The sequence below is a fragment of the Streptomyces griseoflavus genome (assembly GCF_014649995.1).
GTDB lineage: Bacteria > Actinomycetota > Actinomycetes > Streptomycetales > Streptomycetaceae > Streptomyces > Streptomyces griseoflavus.
Window position 1 is genome coordinate 221,923 of the sequence record NZ_BMUC01000007.1, and the last position, 14,861, is coordinate 236,783.

Below are 14,861 nucleotides of genomic sequence, written 5' to 3' on the forward strand. Positions count from 1 at the left end.
CCACGGCAGAACGGCACTAGGCGACGAATGCCCCAGCACACCTCCGGGTCCGACCGGGCGGCGATCCCCCCAGCCGCCCGCGACGGTGGCAGCGTGCGGCCGCCCGCTCCCTCGACGCTCGACGAGCTGTGGCGGTCGTACAAGGCGACAGGGGACGAGCGACTGCGGGAGCAGCTGATCCTGCACTACTCGCCGCTGGTGAAGTACGTCGCCGGGCGGGTCAGTGTGGGACTGCCGCCCAACGTGGAACAGGGCGACTTCGTCTCCTCCGGGGTGTTCGGACTGATCGACGCGATCGAGAAGTTCGACGTCGACCGGGAGATCAAGTTCGAGACCTACGCGATCACCCGCATCCGCGGTGCGATGATCGACGAGCTGCGGGCACTGGACTGGATCCCGCGCTCGGTACGGCAGAAGGCGCGCAACGTGGAGCGCGCCTACGCCACGCTGGAGGCGCGGCTGCGGCGGACGCCGTCGGAGAGCGAGGTCGCCGGCGAGATGGGCATCGCCGTGGACGAGCTGCACGCGGTTTTCAGCCAGTTGTCCCTGGCGAACGTCGTCGCCCTGGAGGAACTGCTGCACGTCGGCGGCGAGGGCGGCGACCGGCTGAGCCTCATGGACACCCTGGAGGACACCACCGCCGACAATCCGGTGGAAGTGGCCGAGGACCGTGAGCTGCGCAGATTCCTGGCGCGGGCCATCAACACGCTCCCGGAACGGGAGAAGACCGTGGTCACCCTGTACTACTACGAGGGACTCACGCTGGCCGAGATCGGCAACGTGCTGGGAGTGACCGAGAGCCGGGTCAGCCAGATCCACACCAAGTCCGTGCTCCAGCTGCGCGCGAAGCTGGCGGGCTTCGGCCGCTGAGTCCTTCCGGCGGAGAGCGGCCATCCTCTGGCCGCCACGGGCGGGGCGTCCGTAAAGTGGTTGACGTGCCAAGGATTCGAGCGGCCTCCGTGGCCGAGCACCGGTCGATGCAGCGAGCCGCCCTGCTGGACGCGGCACGCTCCCTGCTGTCCGAGGGCGGTACGGAGGCGCTGACCTTCCCGGCCCTCGCCGAGCGCACCGGGCTCGCGCGCTCCTCCGTCTACGAGTACTTCCGCTCGCGGGCCGCCGTCGTCGAGGAGCTGTGCGAGGTCGACTTCCCGGTCTGGGCGGCCGAGGTGGAGGCGGCGATGGCGGCCGCCGACGGGCCCGAGGCCAAGATCGAGGCGTACGTCCGCAAGCAGCTGGAGCTGGTCGGGGACCGGCGGCACCGCGCGGTCGTCGCGATCTCCGCGAGCGAGCTCGACGCCGCCGCCCGGGAGAAGATCCGCGCCGCGCACGGCGGGCTCATCGCGATGATCGTGGAAGCCCTCGGCGGCCTCGGCCACAGCGATCCCCGTCTGGCGGCCATGCTGGTCCAGGGCGTGGTCGACGCCGCCGTGCGCCGCATCGAGCTGGGCGCGGCGGAACACCCCGACACGATCACCCGGGCAGCGGTCTCCATGGTCCTCAGGGGCGTGAGCGGCTGACGAGCCGCCCGCCGCGGCCGCCGCTGCCAGGGCCCGGCGGGCCGGGCCCTCACCCACCCCCGGGACCCGCACCACGCGACCGGGCGGGCCGCGGCCGCCGGGCCTACTCCGGCACCGGGACCCCCAGTACCGGCAGCAGTCTCGACGGGCCCCCGCGCAGCAGCCACGGGGGGAGCAGGGCGAGCGGGTCCAGGTAGGTGTCGGCCCGCAGGAGACCCCAGTGCACGCAGGGTGCCGCGCAGTGCGAACCCGTGGCCTCCACGGTGCCGATCACCTCACCCGCCGACACCTCGGCCCCCTCGGCCACCGACGCCAGGACCGGTTCGTAGGTCGTGCGCAGCGCAGGATCACCCGTACCGGTCAGCGCGACCGAGACGACGCCCCTCCCGGCCACCCGGCCGGCGAACGACACCCGGCCCGCCGCCACCGCCCGTACCGGCGTCCCCGGTGCCGCCGCCAGGTCCACGCCCCGGTGGCCGCGCCCGTAGGCCGTGGCCGGCGGCTCCCAGCCGCGCAGCACCCGCGGACGTGCTCCCACCGGCCACACGCGTGCCACCCGCGGCGTCACACGCTCCTCGCCGGCCGGTGCCGCCGTCCGGAGCCAGGCGGAAGGCGGCGGGGCCGTGAGTGCCGCCAGGGTCAGGATCACCAGCAGGGCCAGGCGCGCTGCCGCTCCCGTCCATCGACTCGTTCGCATGCCGGAAGCGTCCCGGACGGGCCGGATCACCGCCGGGAGCTGTGGACCGGCGGCTCGTTGTGGACAACGGCGTCACCCGGCACCCCGCGGGTCCCGTACACTTCTGGTGGCGACCCGGGCCACCGGGTCGACTTCGCACGCCCCGACATCGAGGCCGGTCACGGCCGGTACCCCGGTGTCAGCGCCCCTCGGTCCTTCGTGGCAACGGCGCGTCGTGGGCGTCAGGCGCGGGAGCCGTCCGGCATCCGCGGCACAACCGAGAAATTCAAGGAGATACGGCCATGGCCGTCGTCACGATGCGGGAGCTGCTGGAGAGCGGCGTCCACTTCGGTCACCAGACCCGTCGTTGGAACCCGAAGATGAAGCGCTTCATCTTCACGGAGCGCAACGGCATCTACATCATCGACCTGCTCCAGTCGCTGTCGTACATCGACCGCGCCTACGAGTTCGTCAAGGAGACCGTCGCCCACGGCGGCACGGTCATGTTCGTCGGCACGAAGAAGCAGGCGCAGGAGGCCATCGCCGAGCAGGCCACCCGCGTCGGCATGCCCTTCGTCAACCAGCGCTGGCTGGGCGGCATGCTCACCAACTTCTCGACCGTCTACAAGCGTCTGCAGCGCCTCAAGGAGCTCGAGCAGATCGACTTCGAGGACGTGGCCGCCTCCGGCCTCACCAAGAAGGAGCTGCTGGTCCTCTCCCGCGAGAAGGCCAAGCTGGAGAAGACCCTCGGCGGTATCCGCGAGATGCAGAAGGTGCCCAGCGCCGTCTGGATCGTGGACACCAAGAAGGAGCACATCGCGGTCGGTGAGGCCCGGAAGCTCAACATCCCGGTCGTCGCCATCCTCGACACCAACTGCGACCCCGACGAGGTCGACTACAAGATCCCGGGCAACGACGACGCGATCCGCTCCGTCACCCTGCTCACCCGCGTGATCGCCGACGCCGTGGCCGAGGGCCTCATCTCCCGCTCCGGTGTCGCCACCGAGGGTAAGGGCGACAAGGCCGCCGGCGAGCCGCTCGCCGCGTGGGAGCGTGACCTGCTCGAGGGCGAGAAGAAGGCCGAGGAGGCCGCTCCGGCCGCCGCCGAGGCCGAGCAGCCGGCTGAGGCCCCCGCCGCCGAGGCCCCCGCTGCCGAGGCCGAGCAGCCCGCCGAGGCCCCCGCCGCCGAGGCCGAGCAGGCCTGACCTCCCGTCAGAGCCGTTGACGGCGGGAGCGGTGACATCAGAACCGCTCCCGCCGTTCACCCGTAGGCAGGCGGCGCGTCGGGCACCCGCTCTCCCGCGGGTCCCTGACCCCGCAGACCTCCGACCCGCCAGACTTCGAGAAAGATTCACAGACTCATGGCGAACTACACCGCCGCCGACGTCAAGAAGCTCCGGGAGCTCACCGGCGCCGGCATGATGGACTGCAAGAAGGCGCTGGACGAGGCCGACGGCAACGTCGACAAGGCCGTCGAGGCGCTCCGTATCAAGGGCCAGAAGGGCGTCGCCAAGCGCGAGGGCCGCTCCGCCGAGAACGGCGCCGTGGTCTCGATCATCGCCGACGACAACTCCTCCGGTGTCCTCGTCGAGCTGAAGTGCGAGACGGACTTCGTCGCCAAGGGTGAGAAGTTCCAGGCCGTGGCCACCACCATCGCCGAGCACGTCGCCAAGACCTCCCCGGCCGACCTCGAGGCCCTGCTCGCCTCCGAGATCGAGTCCGGCAAGACCGTCCAGGCGTTCGTGGACGAGGCCAACGCCAACCTGGGCGAGAAGATCGTCCTGGACCGCTTCGCGCAGTTCACCGGCGGCTACGTGGCGGCGTACATGCACCGCACGATGCCCGACCTGCCCCCGCAGATCGGTGTCCTGGTCGAGCTCGACAAGTCGAACCCCGAGGTCGCCAAGGGCATCGCCCAGCACATCGCCGCCTTCGCGCCGAAGTACCTCGCCAAGGACGACGTGCCGGCCGACGTCATCGAGTCCGAGCGCCGCATCGCCGAGGAGACCACCCGCGCCGAGGGCAAGCCCGAGGCCGCGATCGCCAAGATCGTCGAGGGTCGTCTGAACGGCTTCTTCAAGGACGCCACCCTGCTCGGCCAGCCCTACGCGCTGGACAACAAGAAGTCCGTCCAGAAGGTCCTGGACGAGGCCGGTGTCACCCTGAAGCGCTTCACGCGCATCAAGGTCGGCATCTGAGTCCGTACCGCGACGGACGCGCGACCCCGATAGGGTCGACAGCAGTCGTTCGGACACGCGTCCACGCACGCGCGCGTGCCGGGCGACAGCAGATCTGACGAGGAGGCCATTGCCGCATGGGATGCGAACCACGCCCCACCGGCAATGGCCTTCTTCGTATGTGCAACACGCGAAAGAGGCGGGATCCCCGATGACCACCAAGGCTGAGAAGAGCGACGACGGCAAAGTACGCGGCCGGTTCCTGCTGAAGCTGTCCGGAGAGGCCTTCTCCGGCGGCGGGGGCCTGGGCGTCGACCCCGACGTGGTGCACGCGATCGCGCGTGAGATCGCCGCCGTCGTACGGGACGGCGCGGAGATCGCGATCGTCATCGGCGGCGGCAACTTCTTCCGCGGCGCCGAACTCCAGGTGCGCGGCATGGACCGTGCCCGCTCCGACTACATGGGCATGCTCGGCACCGTGATGAACTGCCTCGCCCTCCAGGACTTCCTGGAGAAGGAGGGCGTCGACTGCCGCGTGCAGACCGCCATCACCATGGGGCAGGTCGCCGAGCCCTACATCCCGCTGCGCGCCGTGCGTCACCTGGAGAAGGGCCGCGTGGTCATCTTCGGCGCCGGTATGGGCATGCCGTACTTCTCCACCGACACCACCGCCGCCCAGCGCGCCCTGGAGATCGACGCCGAGGCGCTGCTCATGGGCAAGAACGGCGTGGACGGGGTCTACGACTCCGACCCCAAGACCAACCCCGACGCCGTGAAGTTCGACGCCCTCGGCTACGGCGAGGTCATCACCCGGGACCTCAAGGTCGCCGACGCCACGGCCGTCACGCTGTGCCGTGACAACAGCCTGCCGATCGTGGTCTTCGAGCTCCTGAAGGAGGGCAATATCGCCCGCGCCGTCAAGGGTGAGAAGATCGGCACGCTGGTGGGCGACCAAGCCGGGCGCAACTGACCGGGGGATGGACAATGTCCTGCCGGTCGGGAACCGTGCAGGAAGAAGACGCGACGCAGCCGGCCGCCGCCCCGACAAGGAACGACAGCCGGGCCTACTCAAGACACGCAGGAGCAAGTGGTGATCGAAGAGACCCTCCTCGAGGCCGAGGAGAAGATGGAGAAGGCCGTCGTGGTCGCCAAGGAGGACTTCGCCGCGATCCGCACCGGCCGTGCGCACCCGGCGATGTTCAACAAGATCGTTGCCGACTACTACGGCGCGCCGACGCCGATCAACCAGCTGGCCTCGTTCTCCGTGCCCGAGCCGCGCATGGCCGTGGTGACGCCGTTCGACAAGAGCGCGCTGCGCAACATCGAGCAGGCCATCCGCGACTCCGACCTGGGCGTCAACCCGAGCAACGACGGCAACATCATCCGTGTGGTGTTCCCCGAGCTGACCGAGGAGCGCCGCCGCGACTACATCAAGGTCGCCAAGGGCAAGGGTGAGGACGCCAAGGTCTCCATCCGGTCCGTGCGCCGCAAGGCCAAGGACGCCATCGACAAGATGATCAAGGACGGCGAGGTCGGCGAGGACGAGGGCCGCCGTGCGGAGAAGGAGCTCGACGACACCACCGCGAAGTACGTCGCCCAGGTGGACGAGCTCCTGAAGCACAAGGAAGCGGAACTGCTCGAAGTCTGATGAACGACTCTTCCTGGGGAACGCCGCAGACCGGTTACTGGGGCCCGCCCGACCACGGGCCCGGCCAGGGGGCTGCCCCGGCGGGTCCCGCGTACGATGCGCACTACGCGCAGCAGACTCGCCCCATGCCCGTCGTGCCCGACGTACCCGAACACGGCGGAAACCAGGATGTGGACCGGGGGGCCGCTCGGCTGGGCGGCCCCCTGTTCCGAGACGAGACGCCGCAGGCACGGCCCCATCCCGGGGAGGTGCCGCAGAATCCGGAGCCCATGCCCGACGCCCCGCAGCCGGCGCCCGCCCCGCAGAAGAAGACCGCGGGTCGCGACCTCGGTGCCGCGATAGGCGTCGGTGTCGGACTCGGCGCGGTGATCGTCGCGTCGCTGTTCGTCGTCAAGGCCGTCTTCGTCGGCGTGGTCGCCGTCGCCGTCGTGGTGGGCCTGTGGGAACTGACGTCGCGGCTGCAGGAGCGCAAGGGCGTCAAGGCGCCCCTGGTCCCGCTCGCCCTCGGCGGTGCGGCCATGGTCGTCGCCGGCTACGCGGGAGGTGCTCAGGGCGCCTGGGTCGCCATGGCGCTCACCACGCTGGCCGTGCTCGTCTGGCGGATGACGGCACCCCCCGAGGGGTACCTGAAGGACGTCACCGCGGGTGTCTTCGCGACGTTCTACGTCCCGTTCCTGGCGACCTTCGTCGCGATGATGCTCACCGCCGACGACGGCGCGTGGCGCGTCCTCACCTTCCTCCTGCTGACCGTGGTCAGCGACACCGGCGCGTACGCCGTCGGCTGGCGCTTCGGCACCCACAAGCTCGCGCCGCGGATCAGCCCCGGCAAGACCCGCGAGGGTTTGCTGGGCGCGATCGGCTTCGCGATGGCCGCGGGCGCGCTGTGCATGCAGTTCCTGATCGACGACGGTGCCTGGTGGCAGGGCCTGCTGCTCGGTCTCGCGGTCGCCGCCAGCGCCACCCTGGGCGACCTGGGCGAGTCCATGATCAAGCGAGACCTGGGCATCAAGGACATGGGCACCCTGCTCCCGGGCCACGGCGGCATCATGGACCGGCTGGACAGCCTGCTCCCGACGGCGCCGGTGGTGTGGCTGCTGCTGGTGTTGTTCGTGGGGTCCGGCTGACCCTCCGGCCCTCTGATCACGGGTGATGGCCCGGTGCCGCCATGGCGCCGGGCCATCGGCGTCTCTCCGGCCCCGTCCGGCGTTTTCGGCCCCGCCCGGTCACACGGGAGTCGTCCGAAAGGCGACGAGTTCGAGATTCCAACAATTCCCATCAGAAGGTCACTGTTGTCGCCGCGTCCGATCGCACCACATGAATCATGGACGGAAGCGTTTCGGGGCGGGGCCGGCTGCGAAGAACCCCCGAGCGATGTGCCGACACCAGGGGGGACGACGGATGGCATATGTGCCGGGTACGGACTTCACCAAGATCGTCAATAGTGACCTCGAACCCGTGGCGGTGGTCGCCCAGTGCCTGGACAACCAGTGGGTGCCGCAGGAACTGCTCGCCTCCATGCTGAAGAAGGGAAAGTCGCTGCGTGACCCGGGGGTGACGGGGCAGCGTCAGCTCGCGGTGCGGCACGAATACCTGAGGGCTCTCCTCAACGCGCAGCAGGTCATCGTCAACCGCGCCTTCTTCCTGAACAACCAGGCCGTCTACCAGGACTTCCGGGACGGCGGCGCATCGCGCGAGGCGTTCAAGTCCCTGCTCGCGGACTCGGTGATCATCCCCTATCTCTACCGGGAAGACACCCTGGTGCAGGACGAGGACTTCACCGTGCAGCCCGAAGGCGTACGTGCCTGGCGGGACGTGGTGGGGGACACGCGGGGCAGCTGCCTGCGGCTGTCGTGGGACAACACGGAGAACGGCGATCTGACCCGCGTCAAACTCCAGCGCCCGTTCCGCCGCCAGCTGCTCGTGCTGCCGGATTTCGACCCGGAGAGCCTGCGGCGCGACTTCGCGCTCGACGAGGAAGGTGCCCGGCTCCTGAAGGCCCGGCTGATCGAGGTCAGCAGGTGGGCTGCGGAGCAGGAACTGGTCAGCAGGGAGGACTTCTACCGCAAGTTCGTCGTCGCCGACGGGTCCGATCCCGCGGACGGTCGTTACGACCGGACCAAGCCCTTCGCCGCCGAACTGAAGCAGCTCGCCGACCTGAAGTACGGCACCGCCCTGCCGGACGCCATGAGCCGCTACCCGCTGACCCCCACCGACTCCCTGGACCGCACGGCCCTGCAGGAGGTGGACCGTGCCATCGCGCGGGGCGGGGGAGCATCGGTGGACGGGTTCGTCGACATGCTCAGGCAGCAGGCCTTCGCGTTGGTCCAGAGGCCGTTGGACGTCGGTCTCACCGGTCTCGAACTCGAGCACGTGCGCCGGGCCAGGGGGACCGACGAGTGGACGCGGTACAAGAACAGCCTGCTGGATCTCCTCAGGGAACCGCAGGAGATGCTCAAGACACCGGAGCGGTTCACCGTCCAGGGTCAGGCCGTCTACGACCGGTACGTGGCCGTGGCCGAGCGGCTCGCGGAGTTCGTCGGCACACGCCGCGCGGACGAGGCGGACCGGTGGCAGCCCGTCATCAAGGTGAGTATCCACACCCTCGGTTCGGTGATCTCCCTCATCTTCCACGACGAGCCCCAGATCGAGGTCGTGGGCCAGGTGGCCGATTCCGTCGCAGCCGAGGCGTCCCGGGCGGTGGTCCGTTTCTCCGTGGTCGGACGGGACCAGCGCCGAGCCGAGCGGGAGCTGCAGACGAGCGTGGACCTGATGCAGGTGAAGCTCCAGCGGACCCGGGACGACTGGGCGGACCTGGTCAGGCGGCTGCAGGAGGCGGGGTTCGTCCGGCGCGCGGCGGACGCAGAGGAGGAGCAGATCGCCACCCTCAACGCACCGGAGACCGACGAGCAGTAGACGCGAGCCCCGGCACGGGGACTAGCGGACCGAGCGCAGGAGGTTCCTGAGACGGGCCTGGGCCACGGCGGCCAGGGTGAACCCGTCGGTCACGGACCCGTCCAGGATCCTGCTGTCGAGCTCATCAGGGGTGAGCAGCACCGCCCGGCGGATGCCGGCGGCCGTCTCCATGGATCCGATCGCCGCCAGTTCGGCGACGAAGAGACGCACCAGGTGGGACTGCATCCCGGTGTCGGGGTGGACGGCTCCGACCGGAGTGAGGGACAGCGGACGCACGCCGATCTCCTCCTCCAGCTCCTTGAGCGCGTTCTCCTCGGCCGCCAGCCCCTCCGTGCCGAAGCCCCGGGGAATCTCCAGGTGCCAGGCGCGGGTGGCGTGCCGGTAGTTCTCCAGCAGGACGACGCGGTCCTCCAGCAGCGGCAGCACGGCCGCACCCGGCGCCTGGGTGGCGCCGAGAATCCTCACGTACGCCCCCGCCCGCCCGTCGGGAAAGCGGACCGGGTCCCGGAGCAGCCGGATGTGCGCGTCGCTGTAGAGGACACCGAGTGCTCCCGGGACCTCCACCGAGTGTGGCTCGACGATGTCGATGCCGTCGCCGCTCCGGTCGTTGCGGAACAGCTCGGGATGCTCCCGCCGCATCACGTCGTACGCTGCCAGGTGCGTCCGGTCCTGCGAGTCGGTCATGGCAGCGAGTATTCCAGCGGTCGTCCCGACCGACCGGGGAACGACCGGAATGCCCGGTGACGCCCCGCCACGGCACCGGCACCGTCCGCCGCGTCCGGGAGGTCCGGCTCACCCCCCCGGCACCGCGCCTGCTCACCCGAGTCGATCTGCGACACTGGTACAGCCATGCCTAAGCCCGGAGAACTGGCAGCGAGTGGGCAGCAGTAAGCCCCCCACCAGCGCATTTAGCGTGGGCAGGGGGCTTGGTTTGGGTCACTGGGCCGTCTCTGGGCCGTGGCGGTCAGAACGGGGGCTCTTCGGTGACGCTCACGACATCACCAGCGGGCGTCTCTTGCGGCACCTCACCGGAGCCGGCCCCGTCTCCCTCTTTGAGTCGCCGCTCGCGCTCAAGTCTTTGCTCCTTGCGACGCCTGACCCGCGCAGGAGACTGGAACACCTCGTCAAGGATCTCGTCCATTAGACCGAGGACCTCGGTCGCGGTGGCGTTGTCCATCGGCTCAGCCGCAAGATCGCCGTGAGCGACTTCGTTTCCCCCGAACCGGACTTCGTGGGCCGCGTCCTTGACGTACTCCCGAATAAGCTGCTGCTCGAACAGTTTGTCGATCTTCTTTTCGAGAGTGCCGGTTGTGATCCCACGATCCTTAGCTGTGGCTTCGACAACAGCACGGGCCAAGGCTACAGCCGCCCTGTTAGCTTCGATGGATAGGCACTGGTGCGCCTCGATGGCCATGCTGGCGATTGTCGTCGGGACATCGTCGTAGACGCGCCTGCCGACCTGCCGAGGGAACCACGCGCTAGGGCCGTCCACGACCAAACGTGTGCTGCCGTTGGAGCTGTACGGCACAAGCTCTTGCCGACCGGTTGCGACGCTGAGATGACCGCAGCCATCGCAACGAAAGACTATGTCGACGCGCTTCAGCTCACCCCATCCGGCGGTGCCAACCTCGGCAGTGTGCACGTTCTTCATGTTGCACCGGTCGTTGCACCAGCCGCACGTTCTGACTACTCCCATAGAGGCAGGTTAGGGACCCCTGGCTCAACAGGTCACCGCTTTTTCGGCGTTGACCTCAGCACGCTATCGATCGCCCTGCGGGTGCGGTCCTGACTTGACGGCATGAGGTGCGCGTACACCCGCAGCGTCAACCCAGGGTCGGTGTGCCCCAGGTACTCGCTCACGGCCTTGATACTCTCGCCAGCATCCAGCAGCACCGAGGCGTAGAAGTGCCTCAGCGCGTGCATGCCGTGCTCCCGAGCGGACTCGTACTTGCCGTCGGCTCCAGCCGCCGAGATCAGTCCGGCCGCCGCAAGAGCGGGCTTCCACTCCTGGACGTTGAAGTTGCTGCGCCAGACGAGTCCGCTTGCGGTGTTCGTGAACAGGAGACGGGCGGAGACCTTCGGGCCGTCCGGCTTGCGCCACGGCAAGGTGATTTCGACGGGCTTGAAGGCGTCCATGTGGGCCCGCAGGGACTCGGCCACCGAGGGCGGCAAGGGTACGTCCCGCTCCTTGTTGCACTTCGGAGGAGCGAATACGGCCTTCCCTCGGATCAGCTTCACCTGCCGGACGACCCGGATGATGCCGCCGTCGAAGTCGAGCGCATCCTCAGCCAGTCCCACGATCTCCCCCTGACGGAGTCCGCACCCGGCACCTACGTCCACCATGGGCTGGTAGCGCTGGGGGAGTGCCGCGCGGACCGCCCGGACCTGAGCAGGCAGCCACGGCACAACCCGGCGTTGCTCGGCGGCCGGCGGACGAACGGACTTCGCGGAGCACGGGTTACGGGGCAACAGCCCGTCGTCGACCGCAGCACTGAGCACGGCCCGTACGTCGCCGTAGATGTTCCGTGCATAGCCGCCGCTCACGGCCGGGTCATTCTCCAGCGCGCTCACCAGCGCACGAATGTGCTCCGGGCGGAACGAGTCCAGCGGCCGGGAGCCGATCAGGCGAAACGCGTGCAGGCGTAACCGCTGCTCGACGACGACCTGACTGGCCGGGTCGATGCCGTGCGTCTTGAGCCACTTCTCGGCGTAGCTCTTGAAGGTGATCCGAGCGGCACGCGGGTCGATGTACCGACCGCGCGACATGTCCGACGCGATGTCCGTGAGCCACTGCTCGGCGAGGCGCTTCTGTCGGTCCGGGAAGCTCTTGGACTTCTCAGTGCCGTCAGGGCCGATGTACCGAGCGCGGTAACGCATGCCAGCGCCGTATCGGTCAGTCTTGACCTTGACGGGCTTGCCGTCCGGGCCAGTCTCTGTCTTGTACCAGCGGTCTTGGATGTGCCCCGCCATCAGGCAGCCTCACCGATCTGTGAGTCCACCCAGGCACGCACGTCGGTCGGGTCGAAGCGGAGGTGCCGGCCGACGCGGAAGCCGCGGGGACCGGTGCGCTTGCGGCGCCACTGGTAGACGGTTTCGATGCTGGGCAGCTCGAACATCTCGACCAGGTCCTCAGGGGTCAGGAACCTGTTCGGCAGGTTTGAGGCCATGGTCAGCACTCCCTTTCGTCGGCGAGTTGGTCGCGCAGGGCTTCGCGAGCGGTTTCGCGGTTGAGTTGGAGGTCGCGGGCGATGGTGGCGGCTAGGACGGATTCGCCGGGGGTGTGGCCGTGTCCGGCGTACTGCCAGTCGGCGAGGACGAGGACGGTGTCCGGCTCGGCGTCGTCGAGGCCGAGGGCGGCGTGCTCCTGGGCGGCGCGGTAGTCGGCGCGTGCCTGGCGGAGTTCGCCGAGGGTGGTGGAGTAGCGGCGGCTCTTGCTGGAGAAGTGACCACGGAAGCCGAGCATGTGCGCCCAGGCCCACAGCCGTCGGTCCGGGTAGAGCGGGTCGAGGGTCTTGCAGGCTTCGATCAGGCGGCGGGTGTGGTCGGGGACCTGGTGGTGGTCGAGCTCGGCCAGCTCGCCGATGCGGCGGTCCAGGGTGCCGGTGTTCTCGGCCGCTTTGGTCGCGTATTTGGCGACGTAGGAAGCGACGGCGTGCTCGGTGATGTCGGAACCGTCCCCGAACGCCTTCACAGGGCGGATGTCGAGCTGGGTGCCCCAGCGGAAGGTGCGGGCCGGTTGGTCCTCGGCGGCCGGGACGGAGACCGAGGTGTAGGAGTGCGCCGCAGCTGCACGGATCGCGTCGGCGAGTATGTCGACGGTCGCCCAGGCCGGGGGAGGAGTCTCCGGACCGTCCGATCCGTCGAGTCGAATCACGGCATGGAAGTGCAGGGCACCGCGCTTCTGAAACTCGGCGACCTTGCCGTAGGACAGCCGGGCACGCTCTTTCAGCTCGCGTTGGGTGAGGCCGGCGCGGGCGGCGATCTCGCGGCGGAGCCGGTTGGTGAAGCGTTGCCAGAGCTGCCCGGCGTGGTTGTTGAACAGCACCGCGCCCGCGTAGTCGTAGGTGTCCGGGTCGAGGGCGGTGCCCAGCTCCGGGGCGTCGGGAGCGTGGCGAGTGCCGCAGCGGCAGACGCCGCGATCGGGGCGGTTGTGGACCGGGCCGAACGAGGGTGCGGTGAGGGTGACGAAGACGCGCGGGTGATAGCGCACGGTGGCGGGGATGTCCCGGCGGTCGTCACCGGCCAGACCCGCGCGGATGAGGTGGTAGGTGTCGCCCGCGTAGGTCCAGGCGCAGGACGGACAGCGGGAGGCACGCCGGTTTCCGCAGGCGAGGCGGAGACGGCCGCCCGGCTCGCCCTCGGTGGAGTAGTGGTGCAGGGTTTCGCCGGTGGTCTTGTCCTTGTGGATCGTCCAGCCGGTCAGATGGATGGGGTCGGCGCAGCCGCCGGTGCGGCGGATCTGTTCTTCCCAGCGGTGGTAGTCGACGGCCGAAGCCACCCTCAGCAGGTCGCCGAGGGTGGTCGGGTCGAGCAGCGTCTCAGGCACCAGCGCCCTCCCGGACGCGGTGGGCGGTGACGGTGCCGGTGCCGTGGCAGACCGGGCAGTGAGCGGTGATGGTGCGCAGGTGCCCGCGCAGGTCACGGCCGCCGATGGTGACGGCGACGGAGGCGAAGCCATCGCAGGCCGGGCAGATACGCGACGCGGGCGGGGTGTGCTGGGTCATGATGGTGGTTCCTTTCGATTGCGGTTGGAAGGAACGGCCCCGGGTGGCGGCGTGCTTGGCGGCTTGTGCGCCACCCGGCGGCCGGTCAGCGAGAGAGGCGTGAGCCCCGGCGACCACGGCCCTTGGCCTCGTACATGGCCGCGTCGGCGGCGGCGAGCGCATCGGTCAGCAGCGGCACCGGCAACTCGGCGAGGCGGCAGACGCCGACCGACGCGGCCAGCCGCAGCGAAACGCCGTTGTAGGGCAGCGGCCAGTGCAGTGCGGCGGTGAGCGCGTCGAGGTCGGCTGCGGCCAGGTCCTGGACGACGGCGACGAACTCGTCCCCGCCCAGGCGTCCGGCGGTGCCGTGGCGTCCGCACCAGGTGCGCAGGCGGTCGGCGACTGCGATGAGGGCCGCGTCCCCGGCGGCGTGGCCATGGGTGTCGTTGAGGGTCTTGAAGTGGTCGAGGTCGACCAGGAGCACGGCCGCGGACGGGTGCCGGCGGATGCAGTGTTCGGCGCGGGCGGTCCATCCGGCGCGGGTGTGCAGACCGGTCAGCGGGTCACGGCGTGCGGCAGCGAGCCGGTGGGTGAGAAAGCCCCCGTGCACGGCCCAGCCCAGTAACGGCACCAGGGCGGCGGCTATCTGCAGGTCCATGAGTGTTCCCTTCGGTGACGGCGGTTGGCGAGGTACGGGTCCCGGAAGGCGGCGGCGTGCGTGGCGGCTTGTGCGTCGCCCCCCAGGACCGGTCAGCGGCGGTGCTGGGAGGCCAGCAGCGAGCGCAGGACGACGGCGCAGACGGCGACCGAGGCGGCGGTGATGGCGACCGCGAGGAGCATGGAGACCAGGACGGCGCCGACGACCAGGACCACGGCGGTGCCCCCGCCGACCAGGGCGAGCGCGGTGCCGGGGGTGAGCTGGACCGTGGGTCGGGCGGGGCCAGCGACCGGGGCCGGGATGGGCGTCGAAGCCGAGGTGCCCGGGGTGATGGTGGTCGGCTCCACCACGGCGGGCGGGGTGACCTGGCCGGTGGGCTGGGGCATGGTCGGGAGCTTGGGCCGGAACATGGGCGGGTCTCCTTACTTGACGGCGGTGTCGATGACCGGGGACAGGAGGCTGTCGGCGAGGAGGTAGCCGCCGAGCAGCAGTACCAGGACCAGCCAGAGCGGCGGGCGGATGAGCTTGACGCCGAGCCAGCCGACGACGACCAGGGCGAACCAGAGGGG

The 14,861-nt window shown here is 69.7% G+C and carries 17 protein-coding genes; 8 read left to right on the forward strand and 9 right to left on the reverse strand.

The window, feature by feature from the left end:
* Window positions 1–27: 27 nt before the first annotated feature.
* On the forward strand, window positions 28–870 hold the full coding sequence (gene whiG / locus IE172_RS16945; protein WP_190098071.1) for an RNA polymerase sigma factor WhiG: 843 nt from the start codon (window positions 28–30) through the stop codon (window positions 868–870).
* Window positions 871–959: 89 nt separating this feature from the next.
* Window positions 960–1,517, forward strand: coding sequence for a TetR/AcrR family transcriptional regulator (locus tag IE172_RS16950; protein ID WP_190098181.1), 558 nt, complete (start codon window positions 960–962; stop codon window positions 1,515–1,517).
* Between the two features lie 103 nt (window positions 1,518–1,620).
* Here IE172_RS16950 and IE172_RS16955 read toward each other — a convergent pair whose 3' ends face one another.
* The gene (locus IE172_RS16955; RefSeq protein ID WP_190098072.1) at window positions 1,621–2,214 is read right to left on the reverse strand and encodes a M23 family metallopeptidase; all 594 of its coding nucleotides are present in this window, start codon (window positions 2,212–2,214) and stop codon (window positions 1,621–1,623) included.
* A gap of 281 nt (window positions 2,215–2,495) precedes the next feature.
* Between IE172_RS16955 and rpsB the strand changes: the two genes are divergently transcribed.
* The 6 genes from rpsB to IE172_RS16985 all read left to right on the forward strand — a co-directional run bounded on the left by rpsB (window position 2,496) and on the right by IE172_RS16985 (window position 8,931).
* Complete coding sequence (gene rpsB / locus IE172_RS16960; protein ID WP_190098073.1) at window positions 2,496–3,398, forward strand: 30S ribosomal protein S2; 903 nt, start codon at window positions 2,496–2,498, stop codon at window positions 3,396–3,398.
* A 156-nt stretch (window positions 3,399–3,554) separates the two neighbouring features.
* A complete protein-coding gene (gene tsf / locus IE172_RS16965) occupies window positions 3,555–4,391 on the forward strand; it encodes a translation elongation factor Ts (RefSeq protein WP_190098074.1) in 837 nt (278 codons plus the stop codon).
* A 190-nt stretch (window positions 4,392–4,581) separates the two neighbouring features.
* Window positions 4,582–5,340: a UMP kinase gene (pyrH, locus tag IE172_RS16970; protein ID WP_030216636.1), complete on the forward strand. Its 759-nt coding sequence runs from the start codon at window positions 4,582–4,584 to the stop codon at window positions 5,338–5,340.
* 120 nt (window positions 5,341–5,460) lie between these two features.
* Window positions 5,461–6,018, forward strand: coding sequence for a ribosome recycling factor (gene frr, locus IE172_RS16975; RefSeq protein ID WP_190098075.1), 558 nt, complete (start codon window positions 5,461–5,463; stop codon window positions 6,016–6,018).
* Window positions 6,018–7,142, forward strand: coding sequence for a phosphatidate cytidylyltransferase (locus tag IE172_RS16980; RefSeq protein ID WP_190098076.1), 1,125 nt, complete (start codon window positions 6,018–6,020; stop codon window positions 7,140–7,142). Before frr ends, IE172_RS16980 begins: the two co-directional genes overlap by 1 nt.
* A 274-nt stretch (window positions 7,143–7,416) precedes the next feature.
* Window positions 7,417–8,931, forward strand: coding sequence for a hypothetical protein (locus IE172_RS16985; RefSeq protein ID WP_190098077.1), 1,515 nt, complete (start codon window positions 7,417–7,419; stop codon window positions 8,929–8,931).
* A gap of 21 nt (window positions 8,932–8,952) precedes the next feature.
* On the opposite strand, the gene IE172_RS16990 is transcribed toward IE172_RS16985, so the two are convergent.
* From IE172_RS16990 to IE172_RS17025, 8 genes are all read right to left on the reverse strand, one after another.
* Window positions 8,953–9,615, reverse strand: a complete 663-nt coding sequence (locus tag IE172_RS16990) for an NUDIX hydrolase (protein ID WP_190098078.1) — start codon at window positions 9,613–9,615, stop codon at window positions 8,953–8,955.
* A 280-nt stretch (window positions 9,616–9,895) separates the two neighbouring features.
* On the reverse strand, window positions 9,896–10,627 hold the full coding sequence (locus IE172_RS16995; RefSeq protein ID WP_190098079.1) for a DUF4145 domain-containing protein: 732 nt from the start codon (window positions 10,625–10,627) through the stop codon (window positions 9,896–9,898).
* A 32-nt stretch (window positions 10,628–10,659) separates the two neighbouring features.
* The gene (locus tag IE172_RS17000; protein WP_190098080.1) at window positions 10,660–11,901 is read right to left on the reverse strand and encodes a tyrosine-type recombinase/integrase; all 1,242 of its coding nucleotides are present in this window, start codon (window positions 11,899–11,901) and stop codon (window positions 10,660–10,662) included.
* Window positions 11,901–12,098 carry a helix-turn-helix transcriptional regulator gene (locus IE172_RS17005; protein WP_190098081.1) on the reverse strand — a complete coding sequence of 66 codons (198 nt, stop codon included), beginning with the start codon at window positions 12,096–12,098 and terminating at the stop codon, window positions 11,901–11,903. The genes IE172_RS17000 and IE172_RS17005 overlap by 1 nt, the downstream gene beginning before the upstream one ends.
* 2 nt (window positions 12,099–12,100) lie before the next feature.
* On the reverse strand, window positions 12,101–13,477 hold the full coding sequence (gene repSA / locus IE172_RS17010) for a replication initiator protein RepSA (RefSeq protein WP_190098082.1): 1,377 nt from the start codon (window positions 13,475–13,477) through the stop codon (window positions 12,101–12,103).
* Window positions 13,470–13,655: a hypothetical protein gene (locus IE172_RS17015; protein WP_190098083.1), complete on the reverse strand. Its 186-nt coding sequence runs from the start codon at window positions 13,653–13,655 to the stop codon at window positions 13,470–13,472. The genes repSA and IE172_RS17015 overlap by 8 nt, the downstream gene beginning before the upstream one ends.
* An 85-nt stretch (window positions 13,656–13,740) precedes the next feature.
* Window positions 13,741–14,292, reverse strand: coding sequence for a GGDEF domain-containing protein (locus tag IE172_RS17020; protein ID WP_190098084.1), 552 nt, complete (start codon window positions 14,290–14,292; stop codon window positions 13,741–13,743).
* 92 nt (window positions 14,293–14,384) lie between these two features.
* Window positions 14,385–14,702 (reverse strand): hypothetical protein, encoded by a 318-nt coding sequence (locus tag IE172_RS17025; protein ID WP_031023283.1) that lies wholly within the window; start codon window positions 14,700–14,702, stop codon window positions 14,385–14,387.
* Between the last annotated feature and the right edge of the window lie 159 nt (window positions 14,703–14,861).

Coding starts and splice junctions, on each gene's coding strand:
- IE172_RS17015 (WP_190098083.1), bottom strand. CDS start 13,655: ATGACCCAGCACACCCCGCCCGCGTCGCGTATCTGCCCGGCCTGCGAT.
- rpsB (WP_190098073.1), top strand. CDS start 2,496: ATGGCCGTCGTCACGATGCGGGAGCTGCTGGAGAGCGGCGTCCACTTC.
- IE172_RS17000 (WP_190098080.1), bottom strand. CDS start 11,901: ATGGCGGGGCACATCCAAGACCGCTGGTACAAGACAGAGACTGGCCCG.
- IE172_RS16980 (WP_190098076.1), top strand. CDS start 6,018: ATGAACGACTCTTCCTGGGGAACGCCGCAGACCGGTTACTGGGGCCCG.
- IE172_RS17005 (WP_190098081.1), bottom strand. CDS start 12,098: ATGGCCTCAAACCTGCCGAACAGGTTCCTGACCCCTGAGGACCTGGTC.
- IE172_RS17025 (WP_031023283.1), bottom strand. CDS start 14,702: ATGTTCCGGCCCAAGCTCCCGACCATGCCCCAGCCCACCGGCCAGGTC.
- IE172_RS16955 (WP_190098072.1), bottom strand. CDS start 2,214: ATGCGAACGAGTCGATGGACGGGAGCGGCAGCGCGCCTGGCCCTGCTG.
- pyrH (WP_030216636.1), top strand. CDS start 4,582: ATGACCACCAAGGCTGAGAAGAGCGACGACGGCAAAGTACGCGGCCGG.
- IE172_RS16985 (WP_190098077.1), top strand. CDS start 7,417: ATGGCATATGTGCCGGGTACGGACTTCACCAAGATCGTCAATAGTGAC.
- IE172_RS17020 (WP_190098084.1), bottom strand. CDS start 14,292: ATGGACCTGCAGATAGCCGCCGCCCTGGTGCCGTTACTGGGCTGGGCC.
- IE172_RS16995 (WP_190098079.1), bottom strand. CDS start 10,627: ATGGGAGTAGTCAGAACGTGCGGCTGGTGCAACGACCGGTGCAACATG.
- IE172_RS16990 (WP_190098078.1), bottom strand. CDS start 9,615: ATGACCGACTCGCAGGACCGGACGCACCTGGCAGCGTACGACGTGATG.
- whiG (WP_190098071.1), top strand. CDS start 28: ATGCCCCAGCACACCTCCGGGTCCGACCGGGCGGCGATCCCCCCAGCC.
- tsf (WP_190098074.1), top strand. CDS start 3,555: ATGGCGAACTACACCGCCGCCGACGTCAAGAAGCTCCGGGAGCTCACC.